25 protein-coding genes and 3 pseudogenes are annotated in these 24,326 nt (G+C 55.9%); 14 read left to right on the top strand and 14 right to left on the bottom strand.

From position 1 onward, the window contains the following. Positions 1-52 precede the first annotated feature (52 nt). Positions 53-2,041 carry a hypothetical protein gene (locus tag P0120_00140; protein MDF0672738.1) on the top strand — a complete coding sequence of 663 codons (1,989 nt, stop codon included), beginning with the start codon at positions 53-55 and terminating at the stop codon, positions 2,039-2,041. 74 nt (positions 2,042-2,115) lie between these two features. Further along, positions 2,116-2,976, top strand: a complete 861-nt coding sequence (locus P0120_00135; protein MDF0672737.1) for an IS4 family transposase — start codon at positions 2,116-2,118, stop codon at positions 2,974-2,976. Here the strand turns inward: P0120_00135 and P0120_00130 are convergent. After that, positions 2,958-4,130: pseudogene (locus P0120_00130) on the bottom strand (IS3 family transposase). The gene P0120_00135 and the pseudogene P0120_00130 sit on opposite strands and share 19 nt — an antisense overlap. A gap of 78 nt (positions 4,131-4,208) precedes the next feature. On the opposite strand from P0120_00130, the pseudogene P0120_00125 reads away from it, so the two are divergent. Next, a pseudogene (locus tag P0120_00125) lies at positions 4,209-4,403 on the top strand (transposase). A 597-nt stretch (positions 4,404-5,000) separates the two neighbouring features. Continuing rightward, positions 5,001-5,297, top strand: a complete 297-nt coding sequence (locus P0120_00120; protein ID MDF0672736.1) for a hypothetical protein — start codon at positions 5,001-5,003, stop codon at positions 5,295-5,297. Positions 5,298-5,585: 288 nt separating this feature from the next. Here P0120_00120 and alr read toward each other — a convergent pair whose 3' ends face one another. From alr to P0120_00060, 12 genes are all read right to left on the bottom strand, one after another. Then, positions 5,586-6,719, bottom strand: coding sequence for an alanine racemase (alr, locus tag P0120_00115; protein ID MDF0672735.1), 1,134 nt, complete (start codon positions 6,717-6,719; stop codon positions 5,586-5,588). Between the two features lie 29 nt (positions 6,720-6,748). After that, positions 6,749-7,312: a ribosome recycling factor gene (frr, locus tag P0120_00110; protein MDF0672734.1), complete on the bottom strand. Its 564-nt coding sequence runs from the start codon at positions 7,310-7,312 to the stop codon at positions 6,749-6,751. Positions 7,313-7,331: 19 nt separating this feature from the next. After that, positions 7,332-8,057, bottom strand: a complete 726-nt coding sequence (pyrH, locus tag P0120_00105) for a UMP kinase (GenBank protein MDF0672733.1) — start codon at positions 8,055-8,057, stop codon at positions 7,332-7,334. Then, positions 8,054-8,650, bottom strand: coding sequence for a translation elongation factor Ts (gene tsf / locus P0120_00100; protein ID MDF0672732.1), 597 nt, complete (start codon positions 8,648-8,650; stop codon positions 8,054-8,056). The genes pyrH and tsf overlap by 4 nt, the downstream gene beginning before the upstream one ends. Positions 8,651-8,716: 66 nt before the next feature. Then, positions 8,717-9,490: a 30S ribosomal protein S2 gene (gene rpsB / locus P0120_00095; GenBank protein MDF0672731.1), complete on the bottom strand. Its 774-nt coding sequence runs from the start codon at positions 9,488-9,490 to the stop codon at positions 8,717-8,719. A gap of 212 nt (positions 9,491-9,702) precedes the next feature. Beyond that, positions 9,703-10,908 (bottom strand): bifunctional glutamate N-acetyltransferase/amino-acid acetyltransferase ArgJ, encoded by a 1,206-nt coding sequence (gene argJ / locus P0120_00090; GenBank protein ID MDF0672730.1) that lies wholly within the window; start codon positions 10,906-10,908, stop codon positions 9,703-9,705. Positions 10,909-10,961: 53 nt separating this feature from the next. Continuing rightward, positions 10,962-12,014 (bottom strand): N-acetyl-gamma-glutamyl-phosphate reductase, encoded by a 1,053-nt coding sequence (gene argC / locus P0120_00085; protein ID MDF0672729.1) that lies wholly within the window; start codon positions 12,012-12,014, stop codon positions 10,962-10,964. 105 nt (positions 12,015-12,119) lie between these two features. After that, positions 12,120-12,512 (bottom strand): 30S ribosomal protein S9, encoded by a 393-nt coding sequence (gene rpsI, locus P0120_00080; protein MDF0672728.1) that lies wholly within the window; start codon positions 12,510-12,512, stop codon positions 12,120-12,122. Positions 12,513-12,545: 33 nt separating this feature from the next. After that, a complete protein-coding gene (rplM, locus tag P0120_00075; GenBank protein MDF0672727.1) occupies positions 12,546-12,974 on the bottom strand; it encodes a 50S ribosomal protein L13 in 429 nt (142 codons plus the stop codon). A 41-nt stretch (positions 12,975-13,015) separates the two neighbouring features. Next, the gene (locus P0120_00070) at positions 13,016-13,504 is read right to left on the bottom strand and encodes a bifunctional nuclease family protein (GenBank protein MDF0672726.1); all 489 of its coding nucleotides are present in this window, start codon (positions 13,502-13,504) and stop codon (positions 13,016-13,018) included. Between the two features lie 19 nt (positions 13,505-13,523). Further along, positions 13,524-13,979 (bottom strand): bifunctional nuclease family protein, encoded by a 456-nt coding sequence (locus tag P0120_00065; GenBank protein ID MDF0672725.1) that lies wholly within the window; start codon positions 13,977-13,979, stop codon positions 13,524-13,526. A gap of 158 nt (positions 13,980-14,137) precedes the next feature. Further along, positions 14,138-14,419 (bottom strand): Fe(2+)-trafficking protein, encoded by a 282-nt coding sequence (locus P0120_00060; protein ID MDF0672724.1) that lies wholly within the window; start codon positions 14,417-14,419, stop codon positions 14,138-14,140. Positions 14,420-14,989: 570 nt separating this feature from the next. Here P0120_00060 and P0120_00055 point away from each other — a divergent pair. The 8 genes from P0120_00055 to P0120_00020 all read left to right on the top strand — a co-directional run bounded on the left by P0120_00055 (position 14,990) and on the right by P0120_00020 (position 23,015). Further along, the gene (locus tag P0120_00055; protein ID MDF0672723.1) at positions 14,990-15,376 is read left to right on the top strand and encodes a hypothetical protein; all 387 of its coding nucleotides are present in this window, start codon (positions 14,990-14,992) and stop codon (positions 15,374-15,376) included. A 711-nt stretch (positions 15,377-16,087) separates the two neighbouring features. Then, entirely contained in the window at positions 16,088-17,323 is a 1,236-nt protein-coding gene (locus P0120_00050) for a class I SAM-dependent methyltransferase (protein MDF0672722.1), read from the top strand. 15 nt (positions 17,324-17,338) lie between these two features. Beyond that, a complete protein-coding gene (gene rfbC / locus P0120_00045) occupies positions 17,339-17,884 on the top strand; it encodes a dTDP-4-dehydrorhamnose 3,5-epimerase (GenBank protein MDF0672721.1) in 546 nt (181 codons plus the stop codon). Positions 17,885-18,096: 212 nt separating this feature from the next. Next, complete coding sequence (locus tag P0120_00040; protein MDF0672720.1) at positions 18,097-19,131, top strand: sugar nucleotide-binding protein; 1,035 nt, start codon at positions 18,097-18,099, stop codon at positions 19,129-19,131. Between the two features lie 253 nt (positions 19,132-19,384). Then, positions 19,385-19,528, top strand: a complete 144-nt coding sequence (locus P0120_00035; protein ID MDF0672719.1) for a hypothetical protein — start codon at positions 19,385-19,387, stop codon at positions 19,526-19,528. Positions 19,529-20,183: 655 nt separating this feature from the next. Next, positions 20,184-21,236 (top strand): transposase, encoded by a 1,053-nt coding sequence (locus P0120_00030; GenBank protein MDF0672718.1) that lies wholly within the window; start codon positions 20,184-20,186, stop codon positions 21,234-21,236. Between the two features lie 27 nt (positions 21,237-21,263). Beyond that, the gene (locus P0120_00025) at positions 21,264-22,052 is read left to right on the top strand and encodes a sugar phosphate nucleotidyltransferase (protein ID MDF0672717.1); all 789 of its coding nucleotides are present in this window, start codon (positions 21,264-21,266) and stop codon (positions 22,050-22,052) included. 208 nt (positions 22,053-22,260) lie between these two features. Further along, positions 22,261-23,015, top strand: a protein-coding gene (locus P0120_00020; GenBank protein MDF0672716.1) for an IS5 family transposase whose coding sequence is annotated in 2 segments (ribosomal slippage) — positions 22,261-22,590 and positions 22,593-23,015 — 753 coding nt in all. Because the reading frame shifts where the segments join, the coding sequence is not laid out codon by codon here. A gap of 203 nt (positions 23,016-23,218) precedes the next feature. Here P0120_00020 and P0120_00015 read toward each other — a convergent pair. Continuing rightward, positions 23,219-23,467: pseudogene (locus P0120_00015) on the bottom strand (integrase core domain-containing protein). Positions 23,468-23,570: 103 nt separating this feature from the next. Here P0120_00015 and P0120_00010 point away from each other — a divergent pair. Both P0120_00010 and P0120_00005 read left to right on the top strand, forming a co-directional pair. Further along, a complete protein-coding gene (locus tag P0120_00010; protein ID MDF0672715.1) occupies positions 23,571-24,044 on the top strand; it encodes a hypothetical protein in 474 nt (157 codons plus the stop codon). After that, positions 24,041-24,259, top strand: a complete 219-nt coding sequence (locus P0120_00005; GenBank protein ID MDF0672714.1) for a hypothetical protein — start codon at positions 24,041-24,043, stop codon at positions 24,257-24,259. The genes P0120_00010 and P0120_00005 overlap by 4 nt, the downstream gene beginning before the upstream one ends. The last annotated feature ends 67 nt before the right edge of the window (positions 24,260-24,326 follow it).

The raw sequence follows: 24,326 nt of genomic DNA, 5'->3' as shown, positions 1-24,326 counted from the left end.
CTTAATTCGTTAGGCACACCGTCTGTCACTGAATCGTAAGGAGGGAAAAAACATGACCGTAGAAATGATTGTCCGCTTGCGGTCGATACGGCGTCATGCAGGCATTACAGTACTTATGGCTTATGCAATATTTGCGGTGAGCCCCTGTACCACCTCGGCCGTGACTGTGATTGTGAATCCGAATGGGACCTTCACACCGAATCCGGTCAACATTCAGGCAGGGGAACAGATTCAGTGGGTGGGCCTGACCAGAACCGATTCAATCGTCCAAATCGGCGACGTAAGGAAATTCCCATTCCCCGCCTCTGATCCGTGCGGGATCAGGGACAATCATTTGGACCATGCATTCGCGGCGACTGATCCCAACGAGTTCACCGGACCGAGTCGTAAAGGGGTGTCGGGGATCTTCGCGCTGGGCCCAAATGAACCGGGACTAGTTCAAAAACTGTCAACGGAGACATGCACCTGCGAGACATTGGACGAGCCGTGCGTTCCCTTGCAGGTCGACTCACTGGATAGAAACTCGTACAAACTCTGCCCAAACGAGGGACCAATCCTCGGGACACTCGACACGACCTGGACCAATCCGGATCTCACCGGCGTCATCATACGCATCAACTGGAGCGACATTCAGATCGATAACAACGGCGTGATCGAGTTCCGTTGGGATGATCTCGACAGGGAACTGAACAAGGCGGTCGCAAACGGTAAGCTCTTCACGCTCGATGTGCGGGCTGGAAAGGGTGGCACACCTACCTGGATCTTCAACAATTATCCTGGTCCGGCAGGACCAGGTCCGGTAACCCCGCTCACCCTTAAGGACTGGGCCAGTGAGGCATCACCGACCAGAAACAACTGCGGATTCGACTTTACCCTCGGCTCACCCATGCACACCAACTACCGAGATCTCTACGTCGCAATGATCAATGAACTGGCAACCCACGTTGCGAGCGACTCACGTTGGTTTCAGGCCTTGGCTCACGTGAAGATCTCAGGCGCCAATTTACTCTCCTCTGAAGCGCGCCTGCCTAAGAGATGCTATGACGAAAACCCCAGCGATGGGATTCTAGATACGATCGGGAGGGATGATTGTTTGTGTAATTCGAAGATATGGGCTACCGAGGGCGACTATACGCCCAGCCGACTGTACGAATACTACCGGGTTATCGGCAATACGATCTACAATGCCTTCTTGCAGAGGAAGTCGATGGGGTACCAATTGATCCAAGCCGGGTTTCCACGGGTTGAGAGCCTCGCCAACTTCCAAGGGGATTCACTACGGGATCAACAGGGCAATCTCCTTCTGGATCCGCCCGGAGTGACCTCTGATGATCTCGGCCCTTTCATACAGACCAAGACGATTCTCCAGGAGGGACGTGAAGGACGCTTTATCGACCCACAACAGGTCGGCCCGCTAAGCAACCCGGTCGAAGGAAAGCTCTTCGTTCCTCAACACAGTGGCATCAGTCGTTTGCCCGAGGATGACGACCCAGCAGCTTCCTGTTCGCAGGCCGTGGCTGTCGATCCTGTAACCCAACGGGCGCGCTTCCCCATTGCAACCGGCACCGACGGCGATGGGGGTCCTGGCTGCCCCAACAGATGGGCCGTCGAGGAAGGAACGCTCTACTCGCAAATCATGGGATTCCAGACCCATAATCCAAGTGAGCTTGGCTCCGGAGTTGAGTCAGCGCTCTGGAATCTGACCATTAACTCTAACGGAGTCTTCATCGAGCTCTACGAGCAGCCGTTGTGGGAAATCTATCATTCACGCGGTACAGGCCCGACTGCTGCCGTGCTTGATCCCTGCCGAATGACCCGGAAGGCTAAGCCGGCGCCTTTCTCCAAAAACCTCTTTACCTGGTCAGAGGAACTTCACGACAGGAGGAAGATTGTGGTGGATCCGACCAATCCGCACCTTGGCGACCCTTTTCCGGCGTTCTATACCCACACGTTTTCAAAGGCGATCACCTTACCAGAAACCTATTACTATATCAACCCACTCTTGTCCAAAATAAGTTCTCAACAGGCCTCCGGCTTGTGAGTAGGATAGGTTGTTCAACGCACATCCATCCACGGCGTTCCCGCGCCGTGGCACCCACAAGCCGGAGGTGCAGTATGGTAACCGTCGCCAGTTGCTTTGCGCAAATGCTCGCCCTGATCGATCGCGCGGACTTCGCTCGGGCCGTTCGACAGCACGCCGCTGAGCGAGCAGCCAAGGGGTTCAGCTGCTGGGATCACTTGATAGCGATGCTGTTTTGTCAGATGGGTAGTGCGCACTCACTTCGAGAAATCTGTGGCGGCTTGGCCACCGCCCTTGGCAAACTCGTCCACCTTGGCATCCGTCGGACACCGACTCGGTCCACGCTGGCCTATGCCAATGCGCATCGGCCCTGGCAGCTGTACGAGACGCTCTTCTATCAAGTCCTCACCCGTTGCCAAGCCGTCGCGGCCTTGAAGCGCCGCCGGTTCCGGTTCAAGCACCCCTTGCGCACCCTCGACGCAACGATCATTGAACTCTGTGCCACGGTGTTCGATTGGGCCAGATTCCAGCGGACGAAGGGGGCGATCAAGCTCCATCTGCAGCTGGATCACCAGGGGTGTTTGCCCTGCTGGGCCCTCGTGACCGACGGCGACACCAACGACGTGCGGATCGCCCAACAGCTCACCTTTGCGCCAGGCACCATCGTGGTGATCGATCGCGGGTATCTCGACTATGCCCGCTATCATCGTTGGACGGTCGCCGAGGTGGGATTTGTCACCCGTCCCCGCACCAACATGCTCTACGAAGTGCTGGAGCAACGCTCCGTGCCGACACGCGGACCGGTGCTGGTCGATGAGGTAATCCGTCTCACCAGTTCCCATGCGGCTGACCGGTGCTCGGTCCCCCTGCGACAGGTGACGATCTGGGATGAGAGACTGACCCCGGTTGTCAATAGTGGACGCCATGAATTGCCGCCTCACGCCGCCAGCTGTTGACGAGCCCACTGCTGGGCAAACACCGCGGGCGAGCAATTTCCCAGCCTGGAATGCCGACGCTGACGGTTATAGAAGAGCCGATGTACTCCGTGATCTCTCGCCGAGCCTGCTCCCGTGTTTCATACCGCCGGTGGTGCACCAGCTCATTCTTGAGCGTTCCCCAGAAACTCTCCATCGGCGCGTTATCATAGCAGTTGCCCTTCCGACTCATAGACGGGGTCAGGCCGAACTGCCGCAATTGCGCTTGATAGTCCTGGGCACAATATTGAGAGCCGCGATCAGAATGATGAATGAGCCCCGGGGCCGGGCGCTTGGTGTCGAGAGCGTTCCTGAGCGCCCCCTGCACCAAGTCCGTCGTCATCCGCGCCCCCTCGCATGCCCAACCACCTCACATGTATACAGATCTTTGATCCCCGCCAGATACAACCACCCTTCTGCGGTGGGGATATACGTGATGTCGGTGACCCAGGTCTCGTTCGGGCGCGTGGCGACAAACGTTTGGGCCAAGACATTCTCCGCCACCGGCAGCGAGTGCTTTGAATCCGTCGTGGTCGTGAACCAGCGCACCTGTTTGCAACGTAGTCTCAGTTTCTTGCGTAGCCGTTTGATGCGTCCGACCCCAGCGGGGAACCCATCCTCACGCAATTCCGCTTGGAGACGTTCCGGCCCATAGGTCTGCCGGGTGCGCACATGCGCGGCCTGGATCGCCACTTCTAGGCGCGCGTTCTCCTGAGCGCGCTTCGAGGGACGGCGCGTGCGCCAGGCATAGTACCCACTTCGGGACACCTCCAGCACCCGACACAACACACTCAGGGGATACTGGGGCCGCAGCGTCCTCATGAGCGCGTACCGGGCAGCTGCGCCTTGGCAAAGTACGCGGTGGCTTTTTTTAAGATGTCGCGCTCCATCCGCGCCTCGGCCAGGTCGCGCTTCAGCCGAGAGACCTCGGCCTCCAGCTCTGTCACGGGCCGTCGGCTCTCCCCCAGCGTCGCGAGCTGACCGCGCCGGGCTCGACACACCCAGTTCTCGAGCGTCTTGCCCGACATGGCCAGGCGTCTTGCTACCTCTGGAATCGTCAACTTCTGTTCCAGGACCAGCTGCACCGCTTGCTCACGGAACTCCTTCGTATACTGCTGTCGCGGAACTCGTTCCATCTCACACCTCCAGACCTCAGATCATAGGTTGAAGGCGTCCACTTTTTCGAGCCTAGCACAAGACAGCAGCGGCCGCTACGGTTCCTGACCAATCTCATGCAGCTTGCGGCCAGCACGATTGCCGCCATCTATCGGGAGCGCTGGCAGATCGAACTCCTCTTCAAGGCCTTGAAACAGCATCTCCGGATCAAGACGTTTGTGGGCACGAGTGAGAACGCCGTACAGGTCCAAATCTGGATCGCCCTGCTCGCGATGCTGCTGTTGAAATTTCTGCAGCTGAAGTCCACGTGGCCCTGGAGTCTCTCGAATCTGGCCGCGTTGCTCCGCTTCAATCTGTTGACCTATCGGGATCTGTGGGACTGGCTCAATGCGCCCTTTGAACGGCCGCTGCTCATACCAGCGCCGCCCCAACAGAGGCTATTCGCTACCTGATCTTGGACAGCAGACCGGACAACCTGAACTGGATGGGTGACCAGAGACCGTCTCATATGCCGCATTCACGGGGGAAGAACTCGAAACAGCCGACTATTTTGGACAGCAGTGATATCAACCCCTCTAAATGCTCGATGACCATAGACCCGAACCGGGTGGGCCAGATCACAGTTGCTCCGTAAAGATTCCAAGAGAATAGGGAATGAAGTCTTGCGTGATGATAGCCGCGCCTACCGATGTCACAATGGCCACTGACGAAAAAGAAACTCTCCTAAAAGTCATCAGCAAAGCTGCGGGGTATCACGGAATTAAAACAGCCGAAGTTGCCGGAGACCTTCGGGAGGTTACTTCGAGGGCACCAGCAAAGGCTATCACCGTAGCAAGAGTTATGCATCGCAGTGGAAGTCACCGGTACTTGGATGTGGTTGTAGGAGCAGATTGAGGAGCGGCATCCCGACCTTGGTGCTCACCCATCCGCTGAAGACGAAGGCGATTGCCAGTGCGCAGATCGAGACTGAGAAGATCGATGCGACGAAGCTCGCGCATTTATTGCAAACGAATCTGCTGCCGGCGGCGTACCCCCCTCCCCCTTGCAGGCGTGGGTCTGTGGACTCAGAATCGTATTCCACTCGTAGTCTGATCAAAGAGGCGCGCCACCGCAGGATCTCTCGTATGTCGCAGCTCTACACGGCCACCTTGCACACCGGCGCGTTATCCGTCCGAGCCAGTTTCTAGTCAACATGCTGTTCAACGCGCACCCGGTTGGCTCCAGTCTCTGCGGACATCGATGAACGGTTGTGTGGGAGTGGATCAGCGCGCATTATTCACGAACGCTTCTGCTGTAATCGCGGATTCGCCGCTACGATAAGCCTGGCCGCGATCCGAGAGCGGCCAGGCAGGCGGGCTCGCCGCTCGGTCGGTCGACATACTGTTTCAAGTATGCCTCCCTTCCTCACGGCTCCGCGCGCCTATCTCACTTGGAGACTGCGCGATTTCGCGACGAACCGTCGTGAATAATGCGCGCTAAGAGGAGTGATAGAGTCTGGGAATCTGCGGACTGATGGCACACAGAACTTCGTAGGAGATCGTCCCCGTCCACTCGGCAATATCGCGGGCTGTGATTCGCTCGTGCTCCTGCTGTCCGATCAGTACCACTTCGTCACCGACGGCAACGCCCGGTATCGCGGTGGCATCCACCATCACCATGTCCATGCATACCAATCCCGCGATGGGAGCTCGCTGTCCACGGATGAGAACATAGCCTCGATTCGAGAGGTGTCGGCTCAACCCGCCTGCATAACCGATCGGGAGAACGGCAATCCGCGTGAGGCACTTTGCGGTGAAGGTGCGATTGTAACTGACCGTTCCACCCGGTTGGATGGTTCGGAGCTGAGCGATACGGGTCTTCAGTGAGAGCACCGGCCTCAGGTCCGGAGTCTCAACTGTGCCGGGTAGGGTGTGGTACCCGTACAACATGATGCCGGGCCGTACGAGGGAAAAGTGAGTTGACCGGAAGCGAACCGCTCCACCGCTATTCGACACATGAACGAGAGGAACTTGGAACCCACCATCCAGAACGACTTTCATGGCTCTGTTGAAGCGACTGATTTGTTCTTCGGTCGCGTCTGGGTCGGGCCCGTCCGCATCGGCCAGATGAGTCATGAGCCCTTCCAATTGTAGGGAAGGGGGAAACCGATGGGAGTTGATGAGCGTCTCCAGTTCATCGTGCGTGAGACCTAACCGGCCCATACCGGTCTCGATTTTGAGATGTATAGGGTAGGGAGTCGCACGCGATGCCGCAGCCTGTCCCAGCGCAGTGAGCACGGCAGGGTCGCTCACCACCGGAGTGAGTTGGTGTGCAAAAAGATCACCGAATTGTTCTTGGAAGACCGGTCCTAGAACAACGATCGGCACAGTGATGCCGGCTTGCCGAAGTGCGACCCCTTCTTCGGTCGAGAAGACGGCAAGGCGAGTCGCACCATGCCGTATCAGTGTCCGTGACGTTTCGATCGCGCCATGGCCGTAGGCGTTGGCTTTGACGACCGCCATGACGTCGCACCCAGGGGAGAGAATCCGACGAAATTGGGAGAGATTATGTGCGAGCGCCGTCAGATCGAGGGTGGCGACGGTCGGGAGGAATGTCGACGTACTCGGCACGCGAAGAAGTGAGAATCAGGAAGTTGGACTCAGACCTCCATGATTTCCTGTTCCTTTTTCTTGATCACGTCATCGATCTTCTGCCCATATTGCTCGATCAGCTTCTGGGTCTCTTGCTCGGCCTTGCGCAGTTCGTCCTCGGTGAGCTTGGCATCTTTTTGGAGTTTCTTTAACTCTTCATTCGCGTCTCGCCGAAAACCTCGAATCTGGACCTTCGTCTCCTCTCCATGCTTTTTGCAGATCTTCGTCAACTCCTTACGGCGCTCTTCCGTCAGGGGCGGAAGCGGGACTCGGATCACTTTACCGTCGTTTGAAGGTGTCACGCCCAACCCTGAAGTGGATATGGCTTTCTCGATTTCTTTGATCAGTTTCGGTTCCCAGGGTTGAATGATGATGAGCCGTGCTTCGGGGGTGGAGACGTTTGCGATCTGTTTGAGCGGAGTCATGGTTCCATAATAGTCGACACGGATGCCGTCGAGCAGCGCGACGGAGGCCCTCCCGGTTCGCAGACCGGACAGATCCTTCCGCAAGTGTTCGAGAGCCTGATCCATGTGGGTGATGAATGCCTGCCGAACCGGGGCTGCGTTGGACATGAGACACCTCGTGATGGGATCAGCGATCGCCGAGCGTAACCAGGGTGCCGATCGGCTCGCCTAATGCCACGCGTTTAAAGTTGCCCTTGACTTTCAGGTTGAATACGATGAGAGGTAATTTATTGTCCATGCAAAGGCTGATCGCCGTGGAATCCATCACCGTGAGCTTCTGGTTGAGGATGGACAGAAATGAAATCCTCTCATACTGCTTCGCCGACGGATGAGTGACGGGATCGGCATCGTAGATGCCGTCGACTTTCGTTCCTTTCATGATCACTTGAGCACTGATCTCCATCGCCCGCAGGACGGCGGCCGTATCGGTTGAGAAATAAGGGTTACCCGTGCCGGCGGCAAAAATGACCACGCGGCTCTTTTCAAGATGGCGGATCGCCCTCCGACGGATGTACCCCTCTGCGAGCTGGCGCATTTCGATGGCAGATTGAATACGGGTCATGATTCCGATCCGCTCGAGCGCATTCTGGAGAGCCAGCGCATTGAGCACCGTCGCCAGCATCCCCATGTAATCAGCTGAGGCCCGTTCCATACCGGATGCACTTGCTGCAATTCCACGAAAAATATTGCCTCCGCCGATGACGACCGCCACTTGAACGTCAAGGGCGACGACGGAAGCAAGTTCTTCCGCGAGGTTTTCCAGAATGGACGGCTGGATGCCGTAACCCTGCTCACCGGCCAACATCTCCCCACTGACTTTCAGAAGGAGGCGTCGGTATTTGGCAGAGCTCATGCTTCGCCTAACTGATAGCGGGTGAATCGGCGGATGTTCATGTTTTCGCCGATCTTAGCGATCTTCTGAGCGAGTAGATCTTTGATGGTGACGGCCGGGTCTTTGATGAATGACTGTTCCAACAGGCAGCTTTCCTGGTAGAACTTTTCAAGCTTGCCTTCGACGATCTTCGGCCATGCAGTGGGAGGCTTGCCCATTTCCTTGGCCTGCCCTTCGTAGATCGTTTTCTCTTTCTCGGCAACATCAGCCGGAACATCTTCGCGCTTCACGAATGACGGCTTTGCGGCCGCCACCTGAAGGGCCAGATCGTTGACGAAGGCTCTGAATTCCTCATTTCGCGCGACGAAGTCGGTTTCGCAGTTGACTTCGATCAAGACCCCGATCTTGCCGCCCATATGAATGTAGGAATGAATCAGCCCTTGGTTGGTTTCGCGCCCGGCCTTCTTGGCCGCCGCCGCGAGGCCTTTTTGCCGCAGATAGTCGACGGCTTTGTCGACGTCGTTCCCGTTTTCGTTGAGCGCCTTCTGACAATCCAGAATGCCGGCGCCTGTTTTTTCCCGAAGCTCTTTTACGAGCTGACTGGATCCTGCCATGATTCGTTCTGTTCCTTCGCTTGGTCGATGATGAGAATGAGCCGTTGATGGATCAATCGTGTTAATTTACGAAACCGGAACGCTTTCCACGCGCATGGGCTGGTTCTTTTCGCCGCCGGCTGGAGTTGCTTGAAACTCCGCTTCTTCCCGCTGGGCTTTCACATGCGCGCCCTCGATACAGGCATCGGCGATTTTGGAGGTAATCAGTTTGATCGAACGAATGGCGTCGTCATTTCCCGGAATCGGGTAGGCGATGTCGTCCGGGTCGCAGTTGCTGTCTAGGATGGCGATCACCGGGATATCAAGTCGCTTCGCTTCCTGGACGGCAATCTTCTCGACTCTTGTATCCAACACAAAGACCGCACCAGGAAGGCTGCGCATGTTCTTAATACCGGACAGGTATTTTTGGAGCTTGGCGATATCCTTCTGCATGAGAAGGACTTCTTTCTTTTTGAGACCATGCTCGCTGGGATTCAGGAGCGTCGTTTCCATCTTTTTCATCTTATCGATGCTGCGGCGAATGGTTTGAAAGTTGGTCAACATCCCCCCCAGCCAACGCTGGTTGACGAAAAACATGTTGGCGCGCTTGGCTTCTTCTTCGAGGATTTCCGCCGCCTGCCGCTTCGTGCCGACGAACAAGACGGAGTCTCCGGCTGCAACAAGGTCTCGGACGAAGGCATAGGTCTGCTCCATCCTCGCGACGGTTTGCTGAAGATCGATGATATAGATGCCGCTGCGTTCACCGAACAAAAACTTCTTCATCTTGGGATTCCAGCGGTTAGTCTGGTGCCCGAAATGAACGCCGGCCTCCAACAATTCCTTGATCACCACCACTCCCATGCCTTCACCTCCCTTCAAGCTTGCAGAGCACCCACGCCGGGTGAGGGAATCGCTCCCCTTATTCTCAAGCCGCGCAGCGTATCGACGCTGATAGAAATTTTATTAAATGGGGCCGTTCTCTCTTTGTGTCAGAAACGAACCCCTGCCGCACCCAGATCGGGGACGCTACCATAGTCCTGTCGAGGTTTCAAGCTGCCCTCGGTCTTTTTGAACTAGGATCGATAGCTCGCGTTAATGCGAACATAGTCATACGAGAGGTCTGTTGTCCACATGTGGGCATGGGCTTGACCCTGCCCAAGCTGAACGGTGACCGTAAATTCCTTTTGTTTGAAGACGGGCGCGATTTTCTGCTCTGCCTCGGGCCCCATTCCAACCCCTCGCCGCACCATGACAATGTCATCGAATCGCACCGTGACTCTGTCCGGGTCGATCGCAACGCCCGATCGCCCAATGGCAGCCATGACTCTGCCCCAATTGGCATCCTCTCCAAACAACGCGGTCTTGACCAGATTTGATGTTGCGATGGTGCCGGCAACTCGTTTTGCCGCTGTCATCGTGGCGGCTTCGTGCACCCGAATCGCGACGACCTTGGTGACCCCTTCTCCATCGCGGCAAATCATGAGAGCCAATTCCTGTGCCGCATCGGTCAAGAGTCGCTCGAAATCGCGATAGGGCTTGGTGCATTGTTGAATAGGTCGGTTCCTGGCCAGGCCATTAGCGAGACAGAGAACCGTGTCGTTCGTGCTGGTATCACCGTCTACCGTAATGCAATTGAAGGATTGATCGACTGCCGATTTCAATGCCGACTGGAGGGCAGCTGGAGCAATCGCAGCATCCGTCGTCAAATAGGCAAGCATGGTGGCCATATTCGGGTGGATCATGCCTGAACCCTTGGCCATGCCGCCGATGGTGACGACACGACCGCCGATTTTCGCTTGTCTCGCGACGGTCTTGGGCCGCAAGTCCGTGGTTAAGATCGCATGGGCTGCTTGATCGCCTCCTGGGATGCTGAGATGTGCGATCAGGGTCGGGACGGCTGCGGTGATGCGATCAATCGGCAGGACACGACCGATCACACCGGTCGAACCCACGAATACTTGGTGTACGGGAAGGGAAAGCTGCTCCGCCACAGCCCTAGCCATTGCTTTCGCCGCCGCCAGTCCTTGTTCACCCGTGCAGGCATTGGCGTTCCCACTGTTGACAATGATAGCTCGCCCGCGACGAGACCGAAGATGTTGTCGATCCAGGAGTACCGGTGCGGCGACAACGCGATTCTTTGTGAAAACCCCGGCGATCGGTCCGCTTGCGTCGGACACGCAGAGGGCCAAATCGAGCAGATCTGGTTTTTTGATCCCGCAATGGATTCCGGCGGCTTGAAACCCTAGCGGTGCAGTGATGCCGATGTGTCTTGGTCTCATAACGAGTTCTCGAGTCGTGTGACGATTGAGTACGCGATCGTCGAGGAGGTTGGTTAGGGATAACTGCCCGGTGCGGTAAGGCCGGTGTCCTCGGGAATGCCGAGCATCAAATTCATGGCTTGAATGGCCTGACCAGCGGCTCCCTTGACGAGATTGTCGACCGCCGCCACGGTGACGACCCATCCGGTGCGCGAATCCATGTACACGCCGATGTCGCAATAGTTCGTGCCTTTGATGTAACGCGGATTGGGAACGATGTCCTCGTAGAGCCGAACGAAGCGTTCACCTGTATAGAACTCTCGGTACAAGTCTCGAAGGTCAGAAAGTTGCACGGGCTGCGTCAGTTTACAATACGCCGTACTCAGGATACCTCGATTCATCGGTACAAGATGAGGAGTGAATGTCACGGTCACGGAGTCGACACTGTCCATGAGTCCGGAAAGTTCCTGTTCGATTTCAGGAGTATGGCGATGTTGACCGATCTTGTAGGGCTCCAGGGATTCATGCGCTTCCGGAAAATGGTAGGCCAGGGCAGGGCTCCGTCCCGCTCCTGACACGCCGGACTTGGCGTCGATCACGATCGTCTCCGGTCGTGCGAGCCGTTTGGCGAAGAGGGGCGCCAACTGTAGGACTGCGGCAGTGGGATAACATCCAGGCGACGCAACAAGTTTCGACTTGGCAATCGCGGTTCGATGGATCTCCGGCAAACCGTACACCGCATCTTGGAGCAAATGTGGGTATCCATGCGGAGTGTGATACCACTTCTCGTAGATGCCGACGTCCTTCAGCCGGTAATCTGCACTGAGGTCGACGACGGGCTTGCCTGCCTTGATGCATGCCGCAACGGGGTCCTGTGATTTTGTATGAGGTAGCGCGAGAAAAACGGCATCCGCCCGCTCCGTCAGGGCTTCCGGCGCCAAGGCTTCAAACTGATGGTCGACGATTCCCCTGAAACTCGGAAACACGGATGAGACCGACTGACCCGCTGACTTTTCAGACGTTACGGCGGTGATGGTAAAATAGGGATGGGCCGCCGTGAGTCGAACAAGTTCCGCGCCGGCATATCCGCTGGCTCCAGCAATCGCGATTCGAAATTTCTCACTCATCGGTCAATATGTCTATCCTAGGCCGACAGTTGTTTCACATAAAAGAGGACACAAAAAAGGGAAGGCATGGAGCCTTCCCTTTTCCTGGATCGTCGGCCCCTGCGCCTAGCGCTTGGAGTATTGGAACCGCTTGCGCGCGCCCTTCTGTCCGTACTTCTTTCGTTCCTTCACGCGCGAATCACGAGTGAGCAAGCCCTCTTTCTTCAGGGGACTGCGGGTGGAAGGGGTCATCGCGACAAGCGCCCGCGCGATGGCATGACGGAGAGCGCCGGCTTGCCCGGTCGGGCCGCCCCCATAGACGGTCGCGCTGATCGAGTATTTGCCCATCAGGCCGGCCATCTCGAGAGGTAGCTGGATAATTTGCCGCAGGGTGAGACGAGGGAACGCCTTCTCCAACGGCTTATCGTTCACGACAATATCGCCTTCGGTGCCTGTGACCCAGGCTCGGGCGACTGCGCACTTTCTCCGTCCCGTTGCGTATTGTGTCACCACTGCCATGCGACTTGTCTCCTTCTGTTTGAGGCCATGTCTCTAGAGAGAAATAGGTTCAGGACGTTGAGCGTGATGCGGGTGGTCTGGTCCGACATAGACGCGGAGCTTACGCGCCATCCCATTGCCGAGCGGGGTTTTCGGAAGCATGCCCTTGATCGCTCTTGTCAAGAGCTGCGTCGGGTCCTTCCGAAATACGTGTGCGGCGGAGGCGGTTTTCAACCCTCCCGGATACCCGGAATGGCGCCGGTACAGTTTGGTTTCCATCTTGTCGCCGGTCAAGTGAATCTTTTCCGCATTCACGATGACCACATGATCACCCAGATCGACATTCGGCGTGAATGTCGGGCGGTGTTTTCCCCGTAAGACGCCGGCCACTCGTGCCGCCAATCGGCCCAGGGTTTTCCCCTCTGCGTTCACCAGATGCCAGGTTTCTTTCACATGAGTCGGATTCGCGAAGTACGTCGTCATCTTTATCTCCACGTTGCAACTCTGTCAGCATTTGACAGGCGTTAGACTTCTTGGGCACCGATATTCTTTGTTTCCAGCTTGGACAACCACGCGTCCAGATTCTGACCGCTACGCCGTCGCCAAACATCCTGCGTAACGTAGATCGGCGCTTGGCATCGAAGCGCCAGCGCGATGGCGTCACTCGGTCGAGCGTCAATGGTGCGAATGACTCCTTTATTTTCGAGGAAGACGGTCGCATAGTAAGTGCTGCTCTTGACGTCCGTGAGGACCACTCGTTCCATCTTGATACCGAGGTGCTCGCCGAAACTCTTGATCAGATCGTGGCTCATTGGTCGTGGTGTGGTCGATGTGTCCAGAGCACGCCTGATCGCTTCACCCTCCGACGCTCCCACCCATACCATGAAATGGTCTGACGCGCCATCGGTTCGTGCCAGCACGACGATCCTGGTATCCGTCGTCGAGTCTTCTACAACTCGATTGACGGTAAGCCGTATCAACGGTTCGGTCGTTTGAGGTGCGTGCTCTTCCATACAACGGTCAACACATTCGTCAGGTGTCCAACTTTCCGAAGTCCTCTGGCTTCAGGTTTTCCAGCCACTGATCGAGTTCTTCTGAGCTCTGCTTGCGAATCACGGACTCACTCGCAAAAATCGGAGCCTCGGTCCGGAGAGCCAGAGCGATGGCGTCGCTGGGACGAGAATCGACGGTATACTCTGAGTCCGCGTAGGTCAGATGCACTTTGGCGAAATAGGTATGTTCATGCAGGTCTGTGATCACCACACTAATGACCTTGGCGTTGAATGCATCCAAGTACGACTTCATGAAGTCGTGGGTCATGGGACGGGGAGGGGCGACATTCTCGATCGCCAGGCTGATCGAACTGGCTTCCGATTTCCCGACCCAGATCGGTAACATTTCCGATTGATCATCGTCTCGGAGTATGATGATGTACGCATTGTTGTAGGGGTCAAACATGAGCCCCTTGACCTGCATCTGCGTGATCATCTTCGAACCGAATCCTCCCTCTTTCCCCGTTAAGAGAATGGGAATGGCAGAACGCGACACCCTAGCACTTTTGGATTTGCGATGTCAACGAACTCTGCGACAATCCAAGGGAAAACTTGAAGCTCACTGGCTAAACCGCTTCCGGAAGAAACGCGCGATCAGCCGGTCGGCGGACGATAGTTTTCGGCAACCTTCGACGAATCGACCTGTTCCCCTAGCTTCAAAAATGCTTTCATCTGCTTGCGAACGAGTTCACGTCCGCTCTCATCGCCGAGATTGACCTGATATTCATTGATGACCATCACGCGCATGCCTTCCCACTTTTTCCAGCAGTCGATGCAGACCTTGCTCTTTACCTCCGACTCAAGCTTGCCGAGAAACAAGGGAGCCGTAATCGCTTCTCCCGTTTGCCCGCATGTCACACACGAAACCTCTGCCATATCTGCGCGCTCCTTTTTCCTGCCACGTAAGGTTAAATAATCAAAGCTAAGATCCAGCTTCCCTCGTATTGACCGGCATTCTATCAGAGATGTTCCGATGAAGAAAAGATCAAGACTTCCTCCAAACAAGCGGAGCCACCTCTATTATCATCTTAAGAAGACGGCGGATCATATGTTGGAGGAAGCCGCATGGCCCTGGCAAAACGCCATAAGATGTAAGTGCTGCAATGGCCAAATTGGGATATGTGGTTTTAGGGGTAGAAATATGGTTGTCGACTGAATCCGAATACAAACGATCATGAGCGGTCAGCTCAATTTCTCTCCTGGTCAAAGAGAACTTCGCTATTTTGGAAGCGACCTTGCCGGAATGGCCGTGACTGCGGTAGTGCCGATGGTCACGCCGCACATGACGGTCATCACCACTGCCTGAAGGGGCTGAGGGTTACCGCGCTAGCCGGCTGCACGCCAGATGAAAATGATTGCGCGTCCTTCTGCATTGCGTCTCAGGATTGTCCCAGGTTAGTTTAGGACCGTCAACGGTCAGAGAGGCCGGAGAAAGGAAGATTACTTATGAGTAAATTGCTGGTTGTCGTCGGATCCTGTTCCCTTACGATGGCGATGTTTGTCCTCGTGCCTTTCAGCCGTCCGGTTCAAGCGGAATGGTATGTTGCAGGTCAAGTAGGCCCGAACCTCCCCGCAGACTTCAGTAGCGTGCGGTTGAGTGGAGGAGGAACCACGGTAGCGGTAAGTGACCTCGATTTACAGACTTCCGTAGCGTACGGAGGCAAAGTTGGATACTACTTTGCCTCCGTGAAATGGCTCGGCATTGAAACCGAAGTATTCAATGCCACGCCTCATATCAAACAGCAAGATTGGGTAATCAGCGGCAACTTCGGCACGTCCCCTCCCATCACGCTTCCTGGGATCTACAATCGGATGCTTACTTGGGCCCGGTGAATCTCGTAGTCCGGTATCAGGCGGGTGCATTCGAGCCTTACGTTGGCGTGGGGCTCGGAGTATTCTTTTCCCACCTGTCGACTTCTGGCTTTTCCAGCTCGAGCACCGATGTCGGACTGAACACGCAAGTCGGGCTTCGATACCGAATCACGAGTGCGATTGCCATGTTCGGGGAATGGAAATACAGCTGGGCAAGTATGGGTCACGACAACTTACTAGGTACTGGAGTAAACGTAGACATGGACTACCGTGCGAACAACTTTGTCTTCGGCGTAGGCTATCATTTTTAAGAGGAAGCGATTTAAAAGTCGGTTGCTGACGACCGCGTCTCACTCTAGCCTTCGAGCCTTCCAAGGAATAGGAAGTTGGGGTCGGACCTTGTACTATGCATAGTGCAGACGTGTAGGTGCGATCGTGCCAAAAGAAAGGAATGCACATAACAAGATCTGACCCCAATCATGATCCGCGACTACCTTGTTCTCGAGGGGTTCTATTGCCGGGCGCACTATTCCCCGGATCGACTTTTCTGCCCCAGGAGTATATATTCCTTCGGCACGAAATATGGTGGAAGAGAATGGTCGAGTAGGTGGACTGACTGACAAAGAAATCGAGCTGCTTGCGGTAATGAATCAGCGGGCCCTGTTTACTCCCACTGCTGAAGTGAAGAGGAAAGGCAGATGAGGTGCCGCCTGCAAGGAAGGAATCGGCCACATGGAAACCCAAAGCTGTTTGTTCTGTGGAGCGCCCTTGAGGAAAACATTTGTGGATCTTGGGATGCATCCCCTCTGTGAAAGCTATGTCAGCGAAGAGAAGCTCAATCAAATGGAACCCTTCTATCCGCTCCATGTGTATGTTTGTGAGAAATGCTTCCTCGTGCAGTTACATGAATATGTCAGCCCTGCCGAGATCTTTACCGAATATGCATATTTCTCCTCCTACGCGGACAGTTGGGTGCAGCATGCGAAGCGATATACGGAAATGATCATTGGACGTCTGGGTTTGACGGAGAAGAGTTTCGTCGTAGAGTTAGCAAGCAATGACGGCTACCTGTTGCAGCATTTTGTTGCCGAGGGCATTCCGGTCTTAGGAGTTGAGCCGGCCGTCAACGTGGCTGAGGCGGCTAGGGAAAAGAATGTTCCTTCGTTAGTCAAGTTCTTCGGTCTGAACACGGCGAATGAGGTGGTTGCCGAAAGAGGGAAGGCAGACCTTGTGTTAGGGAATAATGTGCTGGCTCAGGTTCCCGATATCAATGACTTTGTCGGGGGGATCAAACTCTTGTTAGCCTCTCGTGGCGTCGTGACCATCGAGTTCCCTCATTTGATGAGATTGATGCATGAGAATCAGTTCGACACCATTTACCACGAACATTTCTTCTACTTTTCCCTCATGAGCGCCGAACGGGTCTTTGCGGCTCATGGACTCGCGCTGTTCGACGTGGAAGAACTGCCGACGCATGGAGGGTCGCTTCGGATCTATGGACGTCATGCTGATGACGAGACGCAGCCCGTGACGGAACGGTATTGGGAGCTGATGAGGCGAGAAAAGGAGGTTGGCTTCGATCGAGTGGAAACCTATGCGCTCTTCGGCGAGCAGGTGAAGGAGACGAAGAGAAAGTTACTTGAATTTCTGATCGAAGCTAAACGGAAAGGGAAAACGATCGCAGGATATGGGGCGCCGGGAAAAGGCAATACCCTCCTCAACTATTGCGGCATACGCCAGGATTTCATCGACTTCACCGTCGATCGAAATACCTACAAGCAGGGAAAGTACCTGCCTGGCACCCGCATTCCGATTTTCGCCCCCGAGAAAATCAGGGAAACCAAACCTGACTATGTGCTGATTCTTCCATGGAACTTCAAGGACGAGATTATGGACCAGGTTTCGTACATCCGCGAATGGGGAGGACAGTTCGTGGTACCGATTCCAGAAGTTCGCGTCTATTCTTGAGGGTGAGATCCCGCAATGATCTTCTTGGAAACGTCTCTCCCCGGGGCATACGTAATCGAGGTCGAGAAGCTTGAAGATGAACGAGGCTTTTTCGCTCGCTCGTGGTGTGCGCTGGAGTTTGCCGCCAAGGGTCTCGACCCTCATCTCGTTCAGTGCAATGTGTCCTACAATAAACGGAAGGGAACCTTGAGAGGCCTTCACTATCAGATCCCTCCGCATGCCGAGGTAAAGCTGGTTCGTTGTACAAAGGGGTCTCTCTTCGATGTGATCGTTGATCTCCGGAAAGATTCACCCACATTCCTAAAGTGGGTTGGGATCGAACTGACCGCTACCAATCATAAAATGCTCTATATCCCAAAACTCTTTGCCCACGGGTTCCAGACACTCGAGGACAACACGGAGATCTTTTACCAGATGTCGGAATTCTATGAGCCGGCTGGCTCCAAGGGTTTACGGTGGAATGATCCAAGATTGGGCATCAACTGGCCGGACGTCGCTGGAGTCATGTCGCATAAGGACCAAACATATCCCAATCTAGAGGTCGGTTTTGTCGGCTTGTAATTTCCCATCTTTCGTCCGGTCACGATTCTCCAAATGAATGTGGTATCCGGCCTCAAATCAGAAGATCTCCGAGGCGTCGGCGAGGACATGGTTCGCATGATTGTGAAATTGTACCCAATCCGCCGTAGCATTACGGGGAGATATGGAGGCACCGGGCTGTTGAGTCCCTGTGAGATTCCCTAATCGTGAATGGCTCTTGAAGAGGAGAGGTGATGCAACATATTGCAGTAACTGGAATCTCCGGGAAAGTCGGGGATGCGCTGCGCCGTTTTCGACTTCGAAGAGCAACACTTACCGGCTTGGTCCACAAAACCGTTCCGGAAACAGAAAGCTTAGCGGAGGTCGTGCAGGATTTCGATTCTACTGATGAAGACAGAGTCAGAGACATTGTTAGAAAGTTGGCCGGAAATAAAGTCAGAACGATAATAAATTGCGCCGGCGAAACAGATCTTGATGGAGTCGAAGGACAAAGGTATGTAGCAGAACCAATAGCTCTCTCAGCGTATCAAAAAAACACCCGTAGCGCGGAAATTTTGGCAGGCGCTTGTGCGGAAGTCACCGCGGAGGGCGCGGAAATATTATTGCTGCATCTTTCCACTGAATCCGTATTTGGAGACAATGCCCATGGTAAAAAGTATACAGAAGAAGACAAGCTCAAAGTACCCAGGGACCACACTGGAGCAGTCAATTATGCCGATACGGTCATTATGCCGACGTTCTATGGCCTGACAAAGGTCTTGGGAGAACAAAAGGTCCTGGAAAGATATTCCGAGGGATCGGTCATAGTCCGGATGCACGGAGTGCAAGGACCGCTTGGAGGTTTTTTTAAGAGAACCTGTTCTGAGCTTCAAATGGGTAAGCCGTTTACGAGAGTAGATGACATGTACGTTGCTCATCTCGCAGATGCAACGGTCGCGGAAGCAATCTTTACGATTGAAGAAGCCATGCATGATCCTGAAAGGCGAACAAGAGGCATTTATCATCTAAGCGCGCGCAATCCGCTTACACCCTATGACATAAGTCTACGGTTCGCAGACAGATTAGGGAAACCGCGTAGTTTAATAACTCCTATCCCCCTAAAAGAGCTGATGGAGGCTGGTAGAAAGTCCGGCAAGTTTCTGGCCCCACGACCTCACTATACAATTCTTGACGTCGCGAAATTCGAACGGGATTTCCATCATTTGCCGAGCGCTGAAGCAGCAATCGATAAGTATGTCGATTTATACGGATATTTATTCGAGATGTGACCGATCTCGACAACGCTTCTAGCGATTATTATCGGATACATACTCGCGATCTCCCACCGCGTCGCGGGTTGTTGAGTTTTCTGACGAAGATTTGATCCTGAATCCGGCGTGAAAAACGATGGTTTCACAAGTTCAGCTTCTCAATCTTCTGCAAGGCATACCTCCATGACGCTTCTCGAGGACCGCTTGCTGGCAAGTTCAAGCCGGGACGATTTTCGACGCGCCGCAACTGTGCGGGCATCAGCAGGACTTTGTGACGGAGCGTTTGGAGCGTGGCGTTCTGGAAATCCGGGGGCAGGCACAGCCGCTTGAACCAGTTCACGAGATCGTAGGCCCGCAGGAGCAGATGGAAGTAGGTCTCGTTGGCAAAGAAGTGGCGGGCGGGGATGCTGCCTAGAGCGTAATCCCCTTTGAGTTGCTTGATGAGCAGCTCGACTCCGGCCCGGTCATTGTAGAAGCGTCAGAAGTTGAGCGGTTGCAACGGGATTCGTCACCAGGACCTGGTAGTGGTACTTGCCGAGCGTGAAGAGCGCAACTGGTTGGTTGGCTCGTCGGGCTGGGGGCGTCGCACGACGACGAAGCGATACGGATGTGACCAACGAGTCGAGCGATTGTTGCGTTGGAGAAGGCGTGCTTCCTGGGTCAGGAGCTTCCTCAACCGCAAGCGACCGAAGAAGCGATGGGGCAAGTATAATACGCCGCCGTAGTGGGTCAGAGAGGTCGTCCCAAATGTGATCTTGAGCTTCCGTGGCCCGTGTGGCGGCATGTCTCAAAATGCTATCGAAACGGTAGCTTTTGGCGCAATCTCAAAGATGGCTCTTCCGAAGCTTCTGAGCGCTCAGGTGACAGGCTGTGATAGGAAACTCACGCCGGATTTAGGTTGATTGGCTGGCGGCTGGCTGGGCTTGCTTCATAATCGCCACAATTGAGTCCTCGGAGAACCTCGATTGCCGCGCAGAATCCTCCTGGACTAGGAGCCTATCCGACATTAGCCCCCCCTTGTGTGCAGCCGCTGATTCGTGTACCTACGTAGTGAGGAGTGAGGCGGCTGCATGATGACCACTCGAACCTTTCGCCCCTATGATCCTGATGACTTGTGGCTGTTGCCGCCGCCATCGCGCGAGTGGTTGCCGGAGGACCACCTGGCGTACTTCCTGTCGGATCTGGCGGAGGAACTGAATCTCACGCCCATCCTCGCCACCTATGGCGGCGTGACGCGTGGCACGGTGCCGTATCATCCCCAGCTGCTGGTCACGGTATTGCGGTATGCCTATGCCGTGGGGATTCCGGCCTCGCGGCAGATTGCGCGGGAACTGGAAGAGGATGTGGCGTTTCGGGTGCTGGCGGTCAATCAGCGGCCGGATTTCCGGACCCTCAGTGACGTTCGCAAGCCGCATCTGACAACATTGGCTGATCGGTTTGTGCAGGTCCTGAAGCTCTGCCAGCGGGCGGGCTTGGTGAAGCTGAGGCACATCGCGCTGGATGGGACGAAGGTCAAGGCCAATGCCTCGAACAAGGCCATGAGTTATGGTCGGATGGTGACGGAAGCCGCGCGGCTCACGGCGGAAGTCGAACGGCTGCTGACGCAGGCGGAAGCCGCCGATGCTCAGGACGATGTGGCGTATGGCCTGGACCGGCGGGGCGATGAACGGCCCGCCGAACTTGCGCGCCGCGAGCAGCGGCTCCAGACCATTCGGGCCGCCAAGGCCGTGCTGGAGCAGGAGGCTCAGGCGGAAGCCGCGCTCAAACAGGTGGCGCACGAAGCTCGCAAGGCAACAGGATCGCGCCGAGGCCGGCCGCAGCCGCCTTGCTCGGGGCCGCACCCGAAGGCCCAGCGCACCTTCACCGACCCGGAGAGCCGGATCATGCCGGATGCCGGGGCCAAGGGGAGTGTCGTGCAAGGGGACCACGGCCAAGCGGCGGTCGATGCGAGGGCGCAGATTATTGTTGCGGCCGACGTCACCGCTGAGTCGAATGACAAACAGCACGCGCAGCCGATGCTGACCCAGGTGCTGGTCAATACGGCGCAGGTTCCCCGGACCGTCAGGTCAATGTCGGACAGGCTCCTAGAGGGTGGTTATGGTGTCAGAAGATTCTCCTTCTGATCTGTCCTAAGTTAGGGAGTATACATTATGAAAGTTGTGTTGTTTTGTGGCGGCTTAGGAATGCGCCTAAGAGAATATTCTGATTCGATTCCGAAACCCATGGTGCCCATCGGCTACAGACCGATCTTATGGCACGTAATGAAATACTACGCCCATTTCGGGCATAAGGATTTTGTGTTGTGTCTTGGTCATGCCGCCGATGTCGTCAAGAAATATTTCTTGAACTACGAAGAGGGCATCTCGAATGATTTCGTGCTCTCCGAGGGCGGGAAACATCTCGACCTGTTGAGTACTGACATCAGCGATTGGCGAATCACATTTGCCGACACCGGCCTCACTTCCAACATAGGTCAACGATTGAAGGCGGTGCAAAAGTATCTGGACGGGGAGGAGATGTTTCTGGCCAATTATAGCGACGTCCTTACGGATCTTCCGCTTCCCGCACAGCTAGATCATTTTTTCAAAGAGGACAAGGTCGGCAGTTTCGTATGTGTCAAGCCGCGTCTGAGCTATCATATTGTGACGTTGAACGGTCAGGACGATATCGAGAAGATTCAGGACATGAGTCAGACCAATATTCGGATCAATGGTGGATTCTTTATCTTCAAGAAAGACATCTTCCGCTATATCGGTGCGGGTGAGGAACTGGTTCGGGAACCTTTCCAGAGCTTAATTAAAGCGAAGCAGCTCATCGGATATATACACGACGGTTTCTGGGCTTCCATGGATACCTTCAAGGATAAGCAAGCTTTGGATGAGATGTATTCGCACGGTGGTGCCCCATGGGAGGTGTGGCGTCAACCCCAAGATATCTAGCAGGCTGCGGAAAAACTCGATTTTTGTGCTTCGACGGGCTCAACATGAACGGAACAGCTCAGTAAATTCAATGGCTGCTCCGCTCGTCCTGAGGCTCTCGAAGGATGAACGGAGGGTTCTTCCGAAGCCTGCTAGGGCCTGTTGACATTCAGAGTTCGCCTCCGCATTGTCATTGGTGCGGCACGGATCAACGCCCAAGAGGGGGGGGATGGCGAGACGGGAACTCCGGGATGATCAATGGAAGCACATCAAAGAGTTGTTGCCTGGCAAGGCGAGCGATCCAGGACGGACGGCAACCGATACCCGAAAATTTGTGGAGGTGGTGCTCTGGATCGCACAGACCGGCGCGCACTGGCGTGAGCTCCCGGACAGCTTCGGTGCATGGAACAGCGTGTTCCAGCGGTACAACCGGTGGTCAAATGCGGGCGTCTGGGAACGCGTGTTCCGTGCCCTGTCCGGCGATCCCGACTTTGAATACGTGATGATCGACTCCACCATCGTCCGGGCCTACCAGCACGCCGCAGGCGCAAAAGGGGGGCTCAAGAGACGGAAGCCCTTGGCCGTTCGAAGGGCGGGCTGACCACCACAATCCACACGGCGGTTGATGGCCTTGGCAATCCGCTCTGCTTCATCCTGACGCCGGGGCAGGCATCAGCCTACACGCAAGTCGAGCCGTTGCTGGCGGGATTTCCGGCGCACTACGTCATTGCCGACAAGGGATACGACAGCAAAACAATCGTCAAGGCTGCTGAACGGTCCGGCGCCACGGCCGTCGTCCCACCACGCGTCGGTGTCAAAGCTCCGCGTGACACGGACTTTGCCCTGTACGCCGAGCGCTACCGTATCGAGTGCTTCCTCAACCGGCTCAAGCACTATCGGGCCGCCGCGACTCGCTACGCCAAACGCGCCCGCAACTTCGCCAGCCTCATCTATCTTGCTGCGACCATGCTCTGGATGAAATGAATGTCAACAGACCCTAGCACTCGGAGCGTATCGTTCAACACATTTCCTAGACCATGGGTATGTATCTCGATTGTAATCGAACTCCAGCCGTCCACCATCATCGGTCTCCATTGCACTGGGACGGCGGACTGTGCCGAACAGAGGTGGGTCCGCTTGTTTGGACAGTTTCTGTCCGTTCTTAAGTGGCGCCTGACGGGATGAGCCTACGCGGCAGTGGGCCGTGCAGGCAGGTTCTCCCAGTACACGCGATCGGGCGTGCGTCCGTCACGCGCGCGATGCGGCCTGAGCTGATTGTAGAAGGTCATGTAGCGCCCCACCCCCTGCTGGGCGTCGGAGACGGTCTCGTAGGCATGGAGAGAGACCTCTTCATACTTGAGACTCCGCCACAGCCGTTCGACGAAGACGGTATCCCGCCAGCGCCCGGTCCCATCCATACTGATCTGAATGCCATAATCTTTCAGCCTATAAACGGCAGTTGAAGCAGCGGCCTGCTCGGGGATCGCCTGGCTGGCAGCGGATTGGGGGCACATTTCTTCGTACGAAGGGAGTCCCCCAATGGGTGAGGCATCACGCAAGGCCGTGGCAGGACAGAAGGGGGCGCTTGCGCTCGAGACGTGTGGGGGGCGAATCCACGTGGAGTGGGACCCTGCTGCAGCCGTGACCCCACTGGGACAACTGCCGTTCTGCATTGAGTGTCTCAAGGTGAGGGGCCTGTTCGAGGCCTGGGTGGCGGACTGCCCGCTCGCCTCCCACAGCCACCACGCATCGGCTACACGCACCGTGCTCGCCACCTTGCTGCTGGCGATCCTCGCCGGCCACCACCGCTACGCGCCTAGCACGGCGATGCGCCATGACGGCATCCACCCGAGGCTGTTGGGTGTTGCCGGATTCGTCTCGGAGGATACGGCGCGACGGGCGCTTGCCCGGATGGACGAATCATCGGGCGTGGCTTGGCTCGATCGGCACCTGGCGAAGACGCCCCACCCGTTGCTGACGACGCCGTGGTTCTGGATCTGGATACAACGGTGAAGGGCCTGTATGGGAAGCAGGAAGGGGCCGTCGTGGGCTACAACCCAAAGAAGCCGGGGCGACCGTCGCACAGCTATCACAGCGCATTCATGGCAAACACCCGGCTGGCCCTGGCGGTGGACGTGCTGCCGGGCAATGCGAGCGCCCCGATGCATCTGACCTGGGTTGTCAATAGTGGACGCCATGAATTGCCGCCTCACGCCGCCAGCTGTTGACGAGCCCACTGCTGGGCAAACACCGCGGGCGAGCAATTTCCCAGCCTGGAATGCCGACGCTGACGGT

It is taken from the genome of Nitrospira sp., assembly GCA_029194675.1.
Classification (GTDB): domain Bacteria; phylum Nitrospirota; class Nitrospiria; order Nitrospirales; family Nitrospiraceae; genus Nitrospira_D.
This window is presented reverse-complemented; position numbering and strand designations above follow the sequence as displayed.